Below are 15,300 nucleotides of genomic sequence, written 5' to 3' on the forward strand. Positions count from 1 at the left end.
CGTGAACATAAACGCAACTCTGTTCGCGCAAACCGTCGTGTTTCTGATCCTGGCATGGTTCACGATGAAGTTCGTGTGGCCGCCGCTGATCAAGGCTATCGACGAACGCGCGAAGAAAATCGCTGACGGTCTGGCTGCCGCCGACAAGGGCAAGGCCGAACTCGAGGCCGCCAACAAGCGCTCCACGCAAGCCCTCGCGGAAGCCCGCGACGAAGGCGCGAAGCGTATTGCCGACGCCGAGAAGCGCGCCGTGGCCGTGGCCGACGAGATCAAGGCCCAGGCGCAAGCCGAAGCCGCGCGCATCATCGCCAACGCCAAAGCCGAAGCCGAGAACCAGGCCGTCAAGGTCCGTGAATCGCTGCGCGAGGAAGTTGCCGGTCTGGCCGTCAAGGGCGCCGAGCAGATCCTGAAGCGTGAAGTCGACGCCAAGGCCCACGCCGACCTGCTGAACCAACTCAAGGCAGAGCTCTGATCATGGCCGAACTCGCAACCATCGCTCGTCCGTACGCCGAGGCGTTGTTCCGCGTGGCCAAGTCCGGCGACCTGAATCGCTGGTCGGCGCTGGTGCGTGAACTGGCGCAAGTGGCAGCGCTGCCTGAAGTGGCCAACCTGGCCGACGATCCGAAAGTTACGCCGGCGCAAGTCGTCGACGTGCTGACCGCCGCCGTGAAATCGACCGACGCCGAAGTGCGCAACTTCGTCGCCGCCGTGGTCGACAACGGTCGTCTCGCGGCCATGCCGGAAATCGCCGAACAGTTCGAGGCGTTGAAAAACGCCGCCGCCGGTTCGGCGGATGCCACGATCGAAAGCGCCTTCCCGCTCGAAGGCGAGCAACTGACCTCGCTGGTCAAGGGCCTCGAGCACAAGTTCGGCTGCAAGCTCAACCCGACGGTGACGGTGGATCCGTCGCTCATCGGCGGCGTGCGTGTGGTGGTTGGCGACGAGGTGCTGGACACTTCGGTGCGCGCCCGCCTGGCGGCTATGCGGACGTCGCTGACGGCCTGAGGCCGGCGCGAAGCGCCTGCGACGGCAAGAATTGAATATCAGGAGCACATATGCAACTCAATCCCTCTGAAATCAGCGAACTGATCAAGAGCCGGATTCAAGGTCTCGAGAGCGGCGCCGAAGTCCGTAACGAAGGCACCGTGATCTCGGTGACCGACGGTATCTGCCGCATTCACGGCCTGTCGGACGTGATGCAGGGCGAAATGCTGGAATTCCCGGGCAATACGTTCGGTCTGGCACTGAACCTCGAGCGCGACTCCGTCGGCGCCGTGATTCTGGGCGAATACGAGCACATCTCGGAAGGCGACACCGTCAAGTGCACGGGCCGCATTCTGGAAGTGCCGGTCGGCCCGGAACTGAAGGGCCGCGTCGTTGACGCACTGGGCCAGCCGATCGACGGCAAGGGTCCGATCAACGCCAAGCAAACCGATGCCATCGAAAAGATCGCTCCGGGCGTGATCTGGCGTAAGTCGGTGTCGCAACCGCTGCAAACCGGTACCAAGGCGATCGACGCCATGGTGCCGATCGGCCGTGGCCAGCGCGAACTGATCATTGGCGACCGTCAGACGGGTAAGACCGCCGTGGCGATCGACACGATCATCTCGCAGAAAGGCAAGGGCGTGACCTGCGTGTACGTTGCGATCGGTCAGAAGGCCTCGTCGATCATGAACGTGGTGCGCAAGCTCGAAGAGCACGGCGCGATGGAATACACGATCATCGTGACCGCCACGGCGTCGGACTCGGCAGCCATGCAGTTCATCGCACCGTACGCCGGTTGCACGATGGGCGAATACTTCCGCGACCGCGGTGAAGACGCGCTGATCATTTACGACGACTTGACCAAGCAAGCCTGGGCCTATCGTCAGATCTCGCTGCTGCTGCGTCGTCCGCCGGGCCGTGAAGCCTACCCTGGCGACGTGTTCTACCTGCACTCGCGCCTGCTCGAACGTGCGGCTCGCGTCTCGGAAGAGTACGTCGAGAAGTTCACCAACGGCGAAATCAAGGGCCAAAGCGGCTCGCTGACGGCACTGCCGATCATCGAAACGCAAGCTGGCGACGTGACCGCGTTCGTTCCGACGAACGTGATCTCGATTACCGACGGCCAGATCTTCCTGGAAACCGACCTGTTCAACGCGGGCATCCGTCCGGCAATCAACGCCGGTATCTCGGTGTCGCGTGTGGGTGGTGCGGCGCAGACGAAGGTCATCAAGAAGCTCTCGGGCGGTATTCGTACCGACCTCGCACAGTACCGTGAGCTGGCTGCGTTCGCGCAGTTCGCCTCGGATCTGGACGAAGCGACCCGCAAGCAGCTCGAGCGCGGCCGCCGCGTGACGGAACTGCTCAAGCAGCCGCAATTCGCGCCGCTGCAAGTGTGGGAACTCGCTGTGTCGCTGTTCGCCGCCAACAACGGCTATCTGGATGATCTCGACATCGCTCAGGTGCTGCCGTTCGAAAAGGGTCTGCGCGAAGTTCTGAAGACCAGCCACGGTGCGCTCATCGGCCGTATCGAAGAGACGAAGGATCTCTCGAAGGACGACGAAGCCGCCCTGCACGCTGCGATCAAGGACTTCAAGAAGACCGGCGCTTACTAATCCGGTTGAATCGGCAACTATTCAACGGACCCGGGAAGGCGCGATGTTCAGGCAAGAGCGGATGTCGCGCCGAGACAAGGAGTAAGCAATGGCTGGAATGAAGGAAATTCGCGGCAAGATCAAGAGCGTGCAGAACACGCGCAAGATCACCAAGGCCATGGAAATGGTGGCCGCGTCGAAGATGCGCAAGGCGCAGGAACGCATGCGTCATGCCCGGCCGTACGCTGACAAGGTGCGCCAGATCGCCGCGCATATGGGGCAGGCGAATCCGGAATACCACCACCCGTTCATGGTGAAGCATGCCGACGCGAAAGCGGCCGGCGTCATCGTGGTCACGACGGACAAGGGTCTGTGCGGCGGCTTGAACACCAACGTGCTGCGTGCCGTGGTGGCCAAGATGAAGGACATCGAAGCGCAGGGCCTGAAGATCGAGGCCACCGCCATCGGCGGCAAGGGCTTCGGCTTCCTGAACCGCATCGGCGCCAAGGTGGTTTCGCATGTCGTGCAACTGGGCGACACCCCGCATCTGGACAAGCTGATCGGTGCGGTGAAGCTTCAGCTCGACGCGTACGCCGAAGGCAAGCTCGACGCCGTGTACCTGGCCTACAACCGCTTCGTCAACACGATGAAGCAGGAAGCCGTGGTGGAGCAACTGCTGCCGCTGCCCGAGAAGCTCCAGGGCGAATCGGAAGAAGCGAGCGCGGTGCCGGCACAGCATTCGTGGGACTACATCTACGAACCGGATGCGAAGACGGTCGTCGATGCCCTGCTGGTGCGCTACGTCGAAGCCGTGGTGTATCAGGCAGTCGCGGAGAACATGGCGTCGGAACAGTCTGCCCGTATGGTGGCCATGAAGGCCGCGTCGGACAACGCGAAGACCGTGATCGGCGAATTGCAGATGGTCTACAACAAGGGCCGTCAAGCAGCGATCACGAAGGAACTGTCCGAAATCGTGGGTGGCGCCGCCGCAGTGTAAGCGGTGGCACGGGCCGATGCGCCGTCAGGCGAAATGAATTTGAGTATCTAAAGGAAAAGCGATGAGTACTGCTTTGATTGAAGGCAAGATCGTACAGTGCATCGGCGCCGTTATCGACGTGGAATTCCCGCGCGACAGCATGCCGAAGATCTACGACGCGCTCACCATGGAAGGTTCGGAGCTCACGCTCGAAGTCCAGCAGCAGCTGGGCGACGGCGTGGTCCGCACCATTTGTCTGGGTTCGTCCGAAGGCCTGCGCCGCGGCATGACCGTGCAGAACTCGGGTCTGCCGATCACCGTGCCGGTCGGCAAGCCGACGCTGGGTCGCATCATGGACGTGCTGGGTCGTCCGATCGACGAAGCCGGTCCGATCGCCAAGGATCACACCCGTTCGATCCACCAGAAGGCTCCGGCATTCGACGAGCTGTCGCCGTCGACGGAACTGCTCGAAACCGGCATCAAGGTTATCGATCTGATCTGCCCGTTCGCCAAGGGCGGCAAGGTGGGTCTGTTCGGTGGCGCCGGTGTGGGCAAGACCGTGAACATGATGGAGCTCATCAATAACATCGCCAAGGAACACGGCGGTTATTCGGTGTTTGCCGGCGTGGGCGAGCGTACCCGTGAAGGGAACGACTTCTACCACGAAATGAAGGACTCGAACGTTCTGGACAAGGTCGCGCTGGTGTACGGCCAGATGAACGAGCCGCCGGGCAACCGTCTGCGCGTGGCGCTGACCGGCCTGACGATGGCCGAGCACTTCCGTGACGAAGGTCGCGACGTGCTGTTCTTCGTGGACAACATCTACCGTTTCACGCTGGCCGGTACCGAAGTGTCGGCACTGCTCGGCCGTATGCCGTCGGCCGTGGGCTATCAGCCGACGCTGGCTGAAGAAATGGGCAAGCTGCAAGAGCGTATTACGTCGACCAAGACTGGCTCGATCACGTCGGTGCAAGCCGTGTACGTGCCTGCCGATGACTTGACCGATCCGTCGCCGGCGACCACCTTCGGTCACTTGGACGCCACCGTCGTGCTTTCGCGTGACATCGCCTCGCTGGGTATCTACCCGGCCGTCGATCCGCTCGACTCGACCTCGCGTCAGATCGACCCGAACGTGATTGGCGAAGAGCACTACACGGTGACCCGTCGCGTGCAATCGACGCTGCAGCGTTACAAGGAACTGCGCGACATCATCGCGATTCTGGGGATGGACGAACTGTCGCCGGACGACAAGCTCGCCGTGGCCCGCGCGCGTAAGATCCAGCGTTTCCTGTCGCAGCCGTTCCACGTGGCGGAAGTGTTCACGGGCTCGCCGGGCAAGTATGTCCCGCTCAAGGAAACGATCCGCGGCTTCAAGATGATCGTCGACGGTGAGTGCGACCACCTGCCGGAGCAAGCGTTCTACATGGTTGGCACGATCGACGAAGCGTTCGAAAAAGCCAAGAAGATGCAGTAAACGGTTGAGTGCCGGGCGACGGAGGGGCTCGCGAGAGACGCCTCCCTATCCCGGCAGGTGACTGTTGCGGGGCGGGGTAGCGAGGTGAGGACGGCAGCGTCCGGACCGGCGCGCCTGCCGCTTCATCACACTCAACGGGAGCGATTATGGCAACCATTCACGTAGACGTCGTCAGCGCGGAAGAAGAAATCTTCTCGGGTAAGGCGCGCTTTGTGGCGCTGCCGGGCGAAGCCGGCGAGCTGGGCATTCTGCCTGGCCACACACCGCTGATCACGCGTATCAAGCCGGGCGCGGTGCGCATCGAAGACGAAGCAGGCAACGAGGACTTCGTCTTCGTGGCCGGCGGCATTCTCGAAGTGCAACCGGGCACGGTGACCGTGCTCGCCGACACCGCTATCCGCGGCAAGGATCTGGACGAGGCGAAGGCTGCCGAAGCCAAGCGCCGCGCCGAAGAAGCGCTGTCGAACAAGGAATCGAACATCGAGTACGCGACTGCCCAGGCCGAACTGGCCGAAGCGATCGCTCAACTCGCTGCGATCCAGAAGCTGCGCAAGGTGAAGTAAATCCGAATCGCCGTTGCGGCGACCGCCAGGTCGACGCATCGCGCGACGCGCGTCGAAGCGCAGGACCGTATCCTTCCGATACTGTCGTGCGCGTCGGTCGAGCGAACAGAAAGCCCCATGCATGAACGTGCGTGGGGCTTTTGTTTTGTGGGTGCCCACGGCCACGCGCCACTCGTTGACGTCGCTCAACTCAGGGCCATCCCCACTCGTTCCGTTCTGGAAATTACGTTAACGTAAACGTCAACCCAACGTGACGCGCTATTGTTATGGAGACACGCCCCTCGTCGTCGATACGACGATTGCCGGGCCGCGCCGCGTGACAGCATTTCGCCACTTCAGCATTGCTTCAGGAGACAAAGCATGGAAAGCCGGGAAGGTGCGGGCGTTGTACCTCGTAATGGACTGTCGTATGTGAAGGGTGATACCACCGTACCGCTTTCGACGTTGACGGTATTCGGTTTGCTGGCCGAGACCGCGGCGAAGTTTCCGGAGCGGCAGGCGGTGGTCTTTCGCGAGCAGGGCGTGGACTGGACGTGGCGCGAGTTCATCGCGCATGTCGATACCTTCGCTGCCGGACTGGTCGCGTTGGGGCTCAAGAAGGGGGATCGGGTCGGGATCTGGTCGCCGAACCGTGTCGAATGGCTGGTCACGCAGTTCGCCACCGCCCGTGTCGGACTCGTGCTCGTGAACATCAACCCGGCTTACCGGCTCGCCGAGCTGGAGTACGCGATCAACAAGGTGGGCTGCAAGGCGCTCGTGGCCGCGGAGTCGTTCAAGACGTCGCGCTATCTCGACATGCTCAACGTGCTGGCACCGGAGCTGGCGGTGTGCAAGCCTGGCGAACTGAAGTCGGAGAAGCTGCCCACGCTGCGCACGGTGATTCGCATGGGGCAGGGCGTCACGCCCGGCATGATGAATTTCAGCGATGTGGTCACGCTCGGCGCGGATGCCGACCTGGACACGCTGCGTGCGATCTGCGACGGACTCGACTGCTTCGAGCCCATCAACATTCAGTTCACCAGCGGCACGACGGGCAACCCGAAGGGCGCCACGCTCACGCATCACAACATCGTCAACAACGGCCGGTTCATCGCCATGGCGATGCGCTTCTCCGAGCGCGACAGCCTGTGCATTCCGGTGCCGTTCTATCACTGCTTCGGCATGGTGCTTGCCGTGCTCGCCTGTGTATCGACGGGCGCCACGATGGTGTTCCCGGGGGAGGCGTTCGATCCGAAGGCGACGATGGCGGCGGTCTCCGAGGAAAGCTGTACCGCCCTGCATGGCGTGCCGACCATGTTTATCGCACAACTCGATCATCCGGATTTCGGCAACTACCATTTCGAGTCGCTGCGCACGGGCATCATGGCGGGTTCGCCGTGCCCGATCGAGACGATGAAGCGGGTCATCAGCCAGATGCACATGAACGAAGTGACCATCGCGTACGGCATGACCGAGACGAGTCCGGTGTCGTTTCAGACGACCACCACCGACCCGCTCGAGAAGCGCGTGACGACGGTCGGGCGCGTGCAGCCGCATCTCGAAGTGAAGCTCGTCGATGCCGCGGGCGAGATCGTGCCGGTCGGAGAGAAGGGCGAGCTCTGCACCAAGGGTTATTCGGTGATGCTGGGCTACTGGGACGACGAGCCGCGTACGCGTGAAGCGATTCGCGACGGCTGGATGCATACCGGCGATCTCGCCACGCTCGACGAGGAGGGCTATTGCAACATCGTCGGTCGGGTGAAGGACATGCTCATTCGCGGCGGCGAGAACATCTACCCGCGCGAGATCGAGGAATTTCTGTTCCGCCATCCGAAGGTGCAAGCCGTTCAGGTCTTCGGCGTGCCCGACGCCAAGTACGGCGAGGAGGTCTGCGCCTGGATCATTCTCAAACCGGGACAGAGCGCCACCGAGGACGACATCCGAGACTTCTGCAAGGATCAGATCGCTCACTACAAGATTCCGCGCTACATCCGCTTCGTCGACGAGATGCCGATGACCGTCACGGGCAAGGTGCAGAAGTTCATCATGCGCGAACAGATGGTCGAATCGCTGGGACTCTCGGAAGCGAAAACGGCCTGAAGGACCTCATCCGCGTGCCCCGCGCGCGACCCGGCACGGGCGGGCGCCTGCTTATTTTTTGAGCGAAGCCGAGGGTAATGCCGTATCATTCGGGATTACCCTAGGTCTCGCCCATGCCATCCCACACCTTCCGCACGGTCTTCATTCTCGGCATTCTGTCGGCCATCGGCTCGTTGTCGATCGACATGTATCTGCCCGCGCTCCCGAGCATCGCCCGGGAGCTGAATACCACCGACGCGGCGGCGCAGTTCTCGCTGGCGTCGTTCTTCATCGGTCTGGGGCTGGGACAGTTGCTGCACGGCCCGCTCGCCGACCGCTACGGGCGCAAGCGTCCGCTGTATGCCGGACTGGCGCTTTACACGCTTGCCTCGGCGGGTTGCGCGCTGGCGCCCAATATCGAGACACTGATCGTTTGCCGTTTCATTCAGGCGGTGGGTGGCTGTGCGTGTTTCGTTATCGCCCGCGCCATGGCCCGCGATCTGTTCGACACGAGCACGGTGGCCCGCGTGCTCTCGCGCATGACGCTGATCATGGGCGCCGCGCCGATTCTCGCGCCGCTCGTCGGCGGGCAGGTGCTCATGTTCGTCGGCTGGCGGTGGATCTTCTGGGGGCTGACGGTGTTCGGCGCGGCATGCTTCGCGATGTCCGTCTACTGGCTCCCCGAGACCCGCCAGGCGCTCCGCCAGGCGCGCAACTGGCTCGCGACCGCATGGCACAACTACGGCGCGTTGCTGAGCGATCGGGAATTCATGGGCAATGCGCTCGCGGGCGGAGTGTCGCAGGCGGGCATGTTCGCCTACATCACGGGCTCGCCCTTCGTATTCATCAACCTGTACGGCGTCGATCCGGCACACTATGGCTGGCTGTTCGGCCTGAACGCGTGCGGGATCATCGGCGGGTCGCAGATCAACGCCTATCTGCTGCGTACGCGCCGGCCGGCTGACGTGTTGCGTCGTACCAACAATCTCGTTGCGGTGCTGGGCCTGCTGATGCTCGCGGTGGCGGCGCTTGGCGTGGGCGGGCTCGTCATGCTGATGGTGCCGCTCTTCGCCTACGTCACGAGTCTGGGATTCTCGCAGCCGAATGCCATCGCCGAGGCGCTGAATCGGCAGCATCACCGTGCCGGGGCGGCGTCGGCGCTGCTGGGCGCGCTGCAGTTCCTCGCGGCCGCCAGCGCTGGTGCGGCGGTGGGGCTGCTGCACGCGCGCTCGGCGGTGCCGATGGCGGCCGTCATGGCGGTGTGCGGCGTGCTGTCCTGGTGCTTCCACACCGTGCTGATTCGCCGGGCGGGCGCGCATGCGCCGCCCGCGTCCGGGACTGTGTGACGTGCGGATCCGCGAGGCGACCGCCATTCGCGGGTGATCCGGCAATCGCTTGCGGGAGATTCACGACGACGCGGCAATATTCCCATGTCAGTGATCGTCACCCGGGACGCGGACGTCGGAAAGAAGGACGCAGGTGGCCAATTGCAGTTTTCGCCACACCGCCGAGGCAATCGGGGAACTGATTCGAGAGCTTTCCTTCCAAACAGGGAATTCGGCGTACCGGTCGACACCTGTAACAGTTTGTAATTGCACTGTTCCAGCGTTTGTGTAATAGGCAAAGTACGCTCCAGACCTACCTTGCAGAGCCCCCCTGAAATTTTTTGCAAGGTTGACTAAAGTTCGGCACGATGCAGCCGAAATACAGTCAAGTAGTAAAGCGCAGCTTTGTGAAATTTTCATGAAGCGTCACGCTGTCGAAACCGACCGTTTTCCCCAAACGCGTCGCAGGGAGCGCTCGTCTCCTGAATGTAGGAAAAACTCCTACAAAAAACTTCCGCTTTTCTTGCTTCCCCCTGTAGTTTTTCTCCGATTTCTTTATCTTTCGCCCTTGTCCACAATGCGAGGGAATAAACAGTAGTACCGCCAGATTCATCCATTGCGCCGGGGGGCCGCATGCGAAACAGCGAAACACTGAACGAGATTCGTGAATTGAATCTCTCCTACCTTGTCCTGGCTCAGCGCCTGATCCGAGAGGACCGCGCGGCGGCGATGTTCCGCCTGGGCATCAGCGACCAACTGGCCGACGTGCTCGGCAGTCTCACACTGGCTCAGCTCGTCAAGTTCGCGGGGTCGAACCAGCTTCTGTGCCGATTTCGATTCGACGACCACGTGATTCTCTCGAGCCTCACGCATGGCGCGAAAGACGTGGGTATGCAGCAGTCTCATGCTTCGATTCTCTTGGCGGGCCAGCCCGTCGAGCAGATCGGGTAAGTTCGCGACGCACACTGTGCCACCCCGCGGGTGGCGCCTCGTGTGACTTGCCAGGAAAGCCTGACCATGCGTACCAAAAGCGTCGTTCTCGAAGCCCGCGAGATCCAGCTGGCCATCGAATTGATCGAACTCGGCGCCCGCCTCCAACTCCTGGAAGCGGAAACGAGCCTGAGCCGCGACCGGCTCATCAAACTGTACAAGGAACTCAAGGGCGCCTCGCCGCCCAAGGGCATGCTGCCGTTCTCGACCGACTGGTTCGTGACATGGCTGCCGAACATCCATTCGTCGCTGTTTCACAACATCTACCGCCACCTCGTGCAGTACGGCGGATGCCAGGGTATCGAGGCCATCGTGAAGGCCTACCGCCTGTACCTGGAGCATGTGGAGTTGCACGGATGGGAGCCGGTGCTCGGCTTCACCCGGGCGTGGACCCTGGTGCGCTTCTTCGACAGCAAGATGCTGCAAATGACGCCCTGCACGCGCTGCGGCGGCCATTTCGTCACGCATGCCCACGAGCCGCACGGCCAGTACGTCTGCGGACTGTGCGCACCGCCTTCGCGCGCGGGCAAGACCCGCAAGGCCAAGCACGCGCAAGCCGCCGACCTGGCGCCGGCCGTGGCCACGTCCGTGCCCGACACGGATATTTCCCCGTTGGCCGCCTGAAAGGGCGGGTTTGTCACGAGGTCGCACCCCCTACAGTTTCCCTGCGTGTCTGCCGTTAAGCCCTCTGAACAGGAAGGAATTTTTCCGTAGACGTATTTTTGCGAGAGGTATCCGGCAGTGCTTGTCGTCATTGGTTACATCATCGTTCTGGCATCGGTCTTTGGCGGCTTCGTCATTGGCGGAGGCCACTTGGGCGCGCTGTTTCAGCCGACCGAGCTGCTGATCATCGGTGGCGCGGGCGTTGGCTCGTTCGTGGTGGGCAACAACAGCAAGGCGATCAAGGCGACGATGAAAGCGCTGCCGATGCTGTTCAAGGGCTCGAAATACACCAAGGAGCTGTACATGGAGCTGATGGCGCTCCTGTACGTGCTGCTCGCCAAGGCGCGCAAGGACGGCATGCTCGCCATCGAGGGGGACGTGGAAGACCCGGCATCGAGCCCGGTCTTCTCGCAGTATCCGCGCATTCTCGGCGAGCCGCGCATCATGGAGTTCCTGACCGATTACCTGCGTCTGATGGTCAGCGGCAACATGAACGCGTTCGAGATCGAGAACCTGATGGATCACGAAATCGAAACCTACCGTCACGAGGGCGAGGTGCCCGCGCACTGCCTGCAGAAGACCGGCGATGCGATGCCGGCGTTCGGCATCGTGGCCGCGGTGATGGGCGTGGTGCACACCATGGCGTCGGCCGACCAGCCCCCGGCGGTGCTGGGGGCGCTGATCGCGCAGGCGCTCGTGGGGACTTTCCTCGGCATTCTGCTGGCCTATGGTTTCATCTCGCCGCTGGCGCAGCTCATCGAGCACCGCATCAATGAATCCGTCAAGCTCTACGAGTGCATCAAGGTCACGCTGCTGGCGAGCCTGAACGGGTACGCGCCGGCACTCTCGGTCGAATTCGGCCGCAAGGTGCTGTATTCCACGGTACGTCCGTCGTTCGCCGAGCTCGAAGAGCACGTGCGGCAGGTCAAGGCACGTTGACGGGCGGCAGCAATGAGCGAGAAAGAAGAGCGGCCCATCATCGTCAAGCGCCGCAAGGCTGGCGGGCATGGGCATCACGGCGGCGCCTGGAAGATCGCATACGCCGACTTCATGACGGCCATGATGGCGTTCTTCCTGCTGATGTGGCTGCTCAGCTCCGTGACCAGCAAGGAACTCACGGGCATTGCCGAGTACTTCCGCACGCCGCTGGCCGTCGCCCTGATGGGCGGGCGCAACGCGGCGGACAACAGCGGCGTCATTCCCGGCGGCGGCACCGACACCACGCGCACCGACGGCCAGAAGTCGCGCGGCGACCAGGTCAAGTCGCGCCAGGCAATGTCGGCCGAGCTGGCCGAGCGCGCCGACGCGCAACGTTTGCGCGAACTCAAGGCCCGCATTGAAAAAGCCATCGAAAATAACCCCACGCTGCGGCAATTCCGCAAGCAGTTGCTGATCGACGTGACGACGGAAGGTTTGCGCATCCAGATCGTCGACGACCAGAACCGCCCGATGTTTGCCAATGCGAGCGCGCAGGTGCAGCCGTACATGCGCGACATCCTGCGCGAGATCGGCAAGTCGCTCAACGACGTGCCCAACCGCATCAGCCTGTCGGGTCACACCGATGCCACGGCCTACGCACAGGGTGACAAGAGCTACAGCAACTGGGAGTTGTCCGCCGACCGCGCCAACGCCTCGCGCCGCGAGCTGATCGCGGGCGGGCTCGACGGCGAGAAGGTGTTGCGCGTGGTGGGGCTGGCCTCCACCGTGCCACTCGATCGCGATAACGCCTACAACCCGATCAATCGCCGTATCAGCATCATCGTGCTCAATCGTCGTGCCGAGCAGTCGGTCAGGCATGAAGGCGACCAGCCGACGATCGACGCCGCAAACGCGCGCGGTGCCGGCATGGATGCGGTGAACGCCGTCATGAACGGAACGCTGCCCGCTGTGCCGAGCGTGCCCGTGCCGCCCGAGCCGCCGGCCGCGCCCGGCGCCACGCCGGCAGCGCGATAACCGACAAGAGGAGACGCATGCAGGCCCTTCGCAACACGATTCTCGCCGTCGACGACTCCGCGTCGATGCGCCAGATCCTGGCAGCCACGCTCGACGAAGCGGGCTACGCCGTGACGACCGCTCGCGACGGACAGGAAGCGCTGGCCCTCGCGTCGCAAGCGGCGTTCGATCTGGTGCTGACCGACCAGCACATGCCCGGCATGGACGGCCTGTCGCTCATTCGCGCGCTGCGCGGGCTCGACGCGTTTGCCGAAACCCCGATCCTGGTGCTCACCACCGAGGTCGACGGCGCATACAAGACGGCGGCCCGCGAAGCGGGCGCCAGCGGCTGGCTGATCAAGCCGGTCGACCCCGAAGCACTCGTCGACGTCGTCGGGTCACTCGTCGGCGCAGGCGCATGACGACGGCGCGGACGGCGGAGATGGAGATGGCGTCGATGGCACAACCAAGTTAGGACGAGGAAACCGGTGGATATCACCCAGTTCTACCAGACCTTTTTCGATGAAGCGGAAGAGTTGCTCGCAGAGATGGAGCACCTTCTGCTCGCACTCGACGTGAGCGCGCCGGATAACGAGCAGCTCAATGCGATTTTTCGCGCTGCCCATTCGATCAAGGGCGGCGCCGCGACGTTCGGCTTCACCGCGCTCACCGAGACCACTCACCTGCTGGAAAACCTGCTCGACCGCGCCCGTCGCGGCGAACTGCAGTTGCGCACCGAGATGGTCGACACCTTCCTGGAAACCAAAGACGTGTTGCATCAACAGCTGAATGCCTACCGCGCCTCCAGTGAACCCGATGCCGAGGCCATGACGCGCATCTGCGCGGTGCTTCAACAGCTCGCGGCCGAAGGCAACGGTGCGCCGGTCTCTGCCGCGCCCCTCGCGCCGTCCGCGCCGTCCGCGCCGGCACCTGCTGCGCCGGCCGCCGCCGCGCCGGGTGCCGCAGGGGGCGATGCCCCGGCCGCAACGGCGAGCGGTGCACCGGCCAGCGCCGTGCCGGCGGGCCAGACACGCCTGAAAGTCACGCTGACCGGTGTGGGCGAGAAGGACCAGGCACTGCTCGCCGAGGAGCTCGGCAATCTGGGGCAGGTGGCCGGCCGTCAGTCGACCGAGAACGCGCTGCATCTGTGGCTCGACACGACGTGCGACGCCGACGACATCCTCGCGGTGTGCTGCTTCGTGATCGAGCCGTCGCAGATCGATGTGCAGGATGCCGCCGCCGCCGAAGCCGCCGAAGCCGCCGCACCCGCCGCCCTCCCGGAAACTCCGGCCGTCGAACCGGTCCAGTCGTCCGAGATCTTCGCGCAAATGCCCGCGGCCGCCGCGCCGACCGAAGTGCCGCCGGTCGCCGCCGCGCCCGTGGCGCCCGCCATCGAAGCCCCCGTCCCGCCGCCGGCCGCCGAACCGATCGTCGTGCCGCCCGCCGCGCCCGCAACGCAGGCCGGCAGTGGAAATGGCAACGGTGCCCAGCACCCGCCCGAAAAGCGTGCCGCCGCACCCGCCGGCGGCGCCGCAGGCCACGAGAACAGCTCGATTCGCGTGGGCGTGGAAAAGGTCGACCAGCTCATCAATCTCGTGGGCGAACTGGTGATCACGCAGGCCATGCTTGCCCAGACGGCGAGCAGCCTCGACCCGATGCTCCACGATCGCCTGTTCAACGGCATGGGCCAGCTCGAGCGCAACGCGCGCGACCTGCAGGAAGCCGTGATGTCCATCCGCATGATGCCGATGGATTACGTCTTCTCGCGCTTCCCGCGCCTCGTTCGCGATCTCGCGACCAAGCTCGGCAAGCAGATCGAGCTCGTGACGTTCGGTCAGGCGACCGAACTCGACAAGAGCCTGATCGAGCGCATCATCGATCCGCTCACCCACCTCGTGCGCAACAGTCTCGATCACGGCATCGAAACCACGGAACTGCGCGTGGCGTCGGGCAAGGACCCGGTCGGCCAACTGGTGCTGTCGGCGGCCCATCAGGGCGGCAATATCGTGATCGAAGTGAGCGACGACGGCGCGGGCCTGCGTCGCGAAAAGATTCTTGCCAAGGCGCAGCAGCAAGGACTGCCGGTCTCGGATTCGATGTCGGACGAGGAAGTCTGGCAACTGATCTTCATGCCCGGCTTCTCCACGGCCGAAGCGGTGACCGACGTGTCGGGCCGTGGCGTGGGCATGGACGTCGTCAAGCGCAACATCCAGCAGATGGGCGGGCACGTCGAGATTCTGTCCACGCGCGGCAAGGGCACCACGATCCGCATCGTGCTCCCGCTCACGCTGGCCATTCTGGACGGCATGTCGGTCAAGGTCGGCCCGGAGATCTTCATCCTGCCGCTGAACTTCGTGATGGAGTCGCTGCAGCCGCGCCGCGACGACATTCGCGCCGTGACGGGCGAAGGCCAGGTCGTGCTGGTGCGAGGCGAGTACCTGCCGCTCGTGGAGCTGCATCGTGCGTTCGACGTGCCCGATGCGCGCCTCGACCCGACGCAGGGGATCATCGTGATCCTTCAGGCGGAAGGCCGCCGCTTCGCGTTGCTCGTCGACGAGCTGGTCGGTCAGCAGCAGGTCGTGGTGAAGAACCTCGAAACCAATTACCGCCGTATTCACGGTATTTCCGCCGCCACCATCATGGGTGACGGCAGCGTGGCATTGATCGTCGACGTGGCGGCGCTCCAGCGCGGCCAGCGCTCGGCGGCGGCCACGATCTTCAACTGAAGTCGGAGACGCGTCAG

Annotated in this window: 14 protein-coding genes; all 14 read left to right on the plus strand. The window is 63.5% G+C overall.

What is annotated here, in order from left to right; genetic code table 11:
• The first annotated feature begins 1 nt into the window (after position 1).
• Positions 2-472, plus strand: coding sequence for a F0F1 ATP synthase subunit B (locus LV28_RS24425; protein ID WP_023598332.1), 471 nt, complete (start codon positions 2-4; stop codon positions 470-472).
• Positions 473-474: 2 nt separating this feature from the next.
• The gene (locus tag LV28_RS24430) at positions 475-1,005 is read left to right on the plus strand and encodes a F0F1 ATP synthase subunit delta (RefSeq protein WP_023598333.1); all 531 of its coding nucleotides are present in this window, start codon (positions 475-477) and stop codon (positions 1,003-1,005) included.
• A gap of 50 nt (positions 1,006-1,055) precedes the next feature.
• Entirely contained in the window at positions 1,056-2,597 is a 1,542-nt protein-coding gene (atpA, locus tag LV28_RS24435; protein WP_023598334.1) for a F0F1 ATP synthase subunit alpha, read from the plus strand.
• 88 nt (positions 2,598-2,685) lie between these two features.
• On the plus strand, positions 2,686-3,573 hold the full coding sequence (gene atpG, locus LV28_RS24440) for a F0F1 ATP synthase subunit gamma (RefSeq protein ID WP_023872640.1): 888 nt from the start codon (positions 2,686-2,688) through the stop codon (positions 3,571-3,573).
• Between the two features lie 61 nt (positions 3,574-3,634).
• Entirely contained in the window at positions 3,635-5,026 is a 1,392-nt protein-coding gene (gene atpD / locus LV28_RS24445; protein WP_023598336.1) for a F0F1 ATP synthase subunit beta, read from the plus strand.
• A 146-nt stretch (positions 5,027-5,172) separates the two neighbouring features.
• Positions 5,173-5,589, plus strand: coding sequence for a F0F1 ATP synthase subunit epsilon (locus LV28_RS24450; RefSeq protein WP_023598337.1), 417 nt, complete (start codon positions 5,173-5,175; stop codon positions 5,587-5,589).
• 360 nt (positions 5,590-5,949) lie between these two features.
• Entirely contained in the window at positions 5,950-7,668 is a 1,719-nt protein-coding gene (locus LV28_RS24455; protein ID WP_025250094.1) for an AMP-binding protein, read from the plus strand.
• Positions 7,669-7,781: 113 nt separating this feature from the next.
• The gene (locus LV28_RS24460) at positions 7,782-8,993 is read left to right on the plus strand and encodes a Bcr/CflA family multidrug efflux MFS transporter (RefSeq protein ID WP_038619288.1); all 1,212 of its coding nucleotides are present in this window, start codon (positions 7,782-7,784) and stop codon (positions 8,991-8,993) included.
• A 612-nt stretch (positions 8,994-9,605) separates the two neighbouring features.
• Positions 9,606-9,923: a flagellar transcriptional regulator FlhD gene (gene flhD / locus LV28_RS24465; protein WP_023598340.1), complete on the plus strand. Its 318-nt coding sequence runs from the start codon at positions 9,606-9,608 to the stop codon at positions 9,921-9,923.
• Positions 9,924-9,989: 66 nt separating this feature from the next.
• A complete protein-coding gene (gene flhC / locus LV28_RS24470; RefSeq protein WP_023598341.1) occupies positions 9,990-10,586 on the plus strand; it encodes a flagellar transcriptional regulator FlhC in 597 nt (198 codons plus the stop codon).
• A 117-nt stretch (positions 10,587-10,703) separates the two neighbouring features.
• The gene (motA, locus tag LV28_RS24475; protein WP_023598342.1) at positions 10,704-11,564 is read left to right on the plus strand and encodes a flagellar motor stator protein MotA; all 861 of its coding nucleotides are present in this window, start codon (positions 10,704-10,706) and stop codon (positions 11,562-11,564) included.
• 12 nt (positions 11,565-11,576) lie between these two features.
• The gene (motB, locus tag LV28_RS24480) at positions 11,577-12,578 is read left to right on the plus strand and encodes a flagellar motor protein MotB (protein WP_038619285.1); all 1,002 of its coding nucleotides are present in this window, start codon (positions 11,577-11,579) and stop codon (positions 12,576-12,578) included.
• A 17-nt stretch (positions 12,579-12,595) separates the two neighbouring features.
• A complete protein-coding gene (locus LV28_RS24485; protein ID WP_023598344.1) occupies positions 12,596-12,979 on the plus strand; it encodes a response regulator in 384 nt (127 codons plus the stop codon).
• Positions 12,980-13,045: 66 nt separating this feature from the next.
• Positions 13,046-15,283: a chemotaxis protein CheA gene (gene cheA / locus LV28_RS24490; RefSeq protein WP_038619282.1), complete on the plus strand. Its 2,238-nt coding sequence runs from the start codon at positions 13,046-13,048 to the stop codon at positions 15,281-15,283.
• Positions 15,284-15,300 lie beyond the last annotated feature (17 nt).

This window comes from Pandoraea pnomenusa, assembly GCF_000767615.3.
Lineage (GTDB): Bacteria > Pseudomonadota > Gammaproteobacteria > Burkholderiales > Burkholderiaceae > Pandoraea > Pandoraea pnomenusa.

Excerpts from the sequence above, each read along its gene's own strand:
- LV28_RS24430 (WP_023598333.1), top strand. The coding sequence starts at position 475 with ATGGCCGAACTCGCAACCATCGCTCGTCCGTACGCCGAGGCGTTGTTC.
- atpA (WP_023598334.1), top strand. The coding sequence starts at position 1,056 with ATGCAACTCAATCCCTCTGAAATCAGCGAACTGATCAAGAGCCGGATT.
- atpG (WP_023872640.1), top strand. The coding sequence starts at position 2,686 with ATGGCTGGAATGAAGGAAATTCGCGGCAAGATCAAGAGCGTGCAGAAC.
- atpD (WP_023598336.1), top strand. The coding sequence starts at position 3,635 with ATGAGTACTGCTTTGATTGAAGGCAAGATCGTACAGTGCATCGGCGCC.
- LV28_RS24450 (WP_023598337.1), top strand. The coding sequence starts at position 5,173 with ATGGCAACCATTCACGTAGACGTCGTCAGCGCGGAAGAAGAAATCTTC.
- LV28_RS24455 (WP_025250094.1), top strand. The coding sequence starts at position 5,950 with ATGGAAAGCCGGGAAGGTGCGGGCGTTGTACCTCGTAATGGACTGTCG.
- LV28_RS24460 (WP_038619288.1), top strand. The coding sequence starts at position 7,782 with ATGCCATCCCACACCTTCCGCACGGTCTTCATTCTCGGCATTCTGTCG.
- flhD (WP_023598340.1), top strand. The coding sequence starts at position 9,606 with ATGCGAAACAGCGAAACACTGAACGAGATTCGTGAATTGAATCTCTCC.
- flhC (WP_023598341.1), top strand. The coding sequence starts at position 9,990 with ATGCGTACCAAAAGCGTCGTTCTCGAAGCCCGCGAGATCCAGCTGGCC.
- motB (WP_038619285.1), top strand. The coding sequence starts at position 11,577 with ATGAGCGAGAAAGAAGAGCGGCCCATCATCGTCAAGCGCCGCAAGGCT.
- LV28_RS24485 (WP_023598344.1), top strand. The coding sequence starts at position 12,596 with ATGCAGGCCCTTCGCAACACGATTCTCGCCGTCGACGACTCCGCGTCG.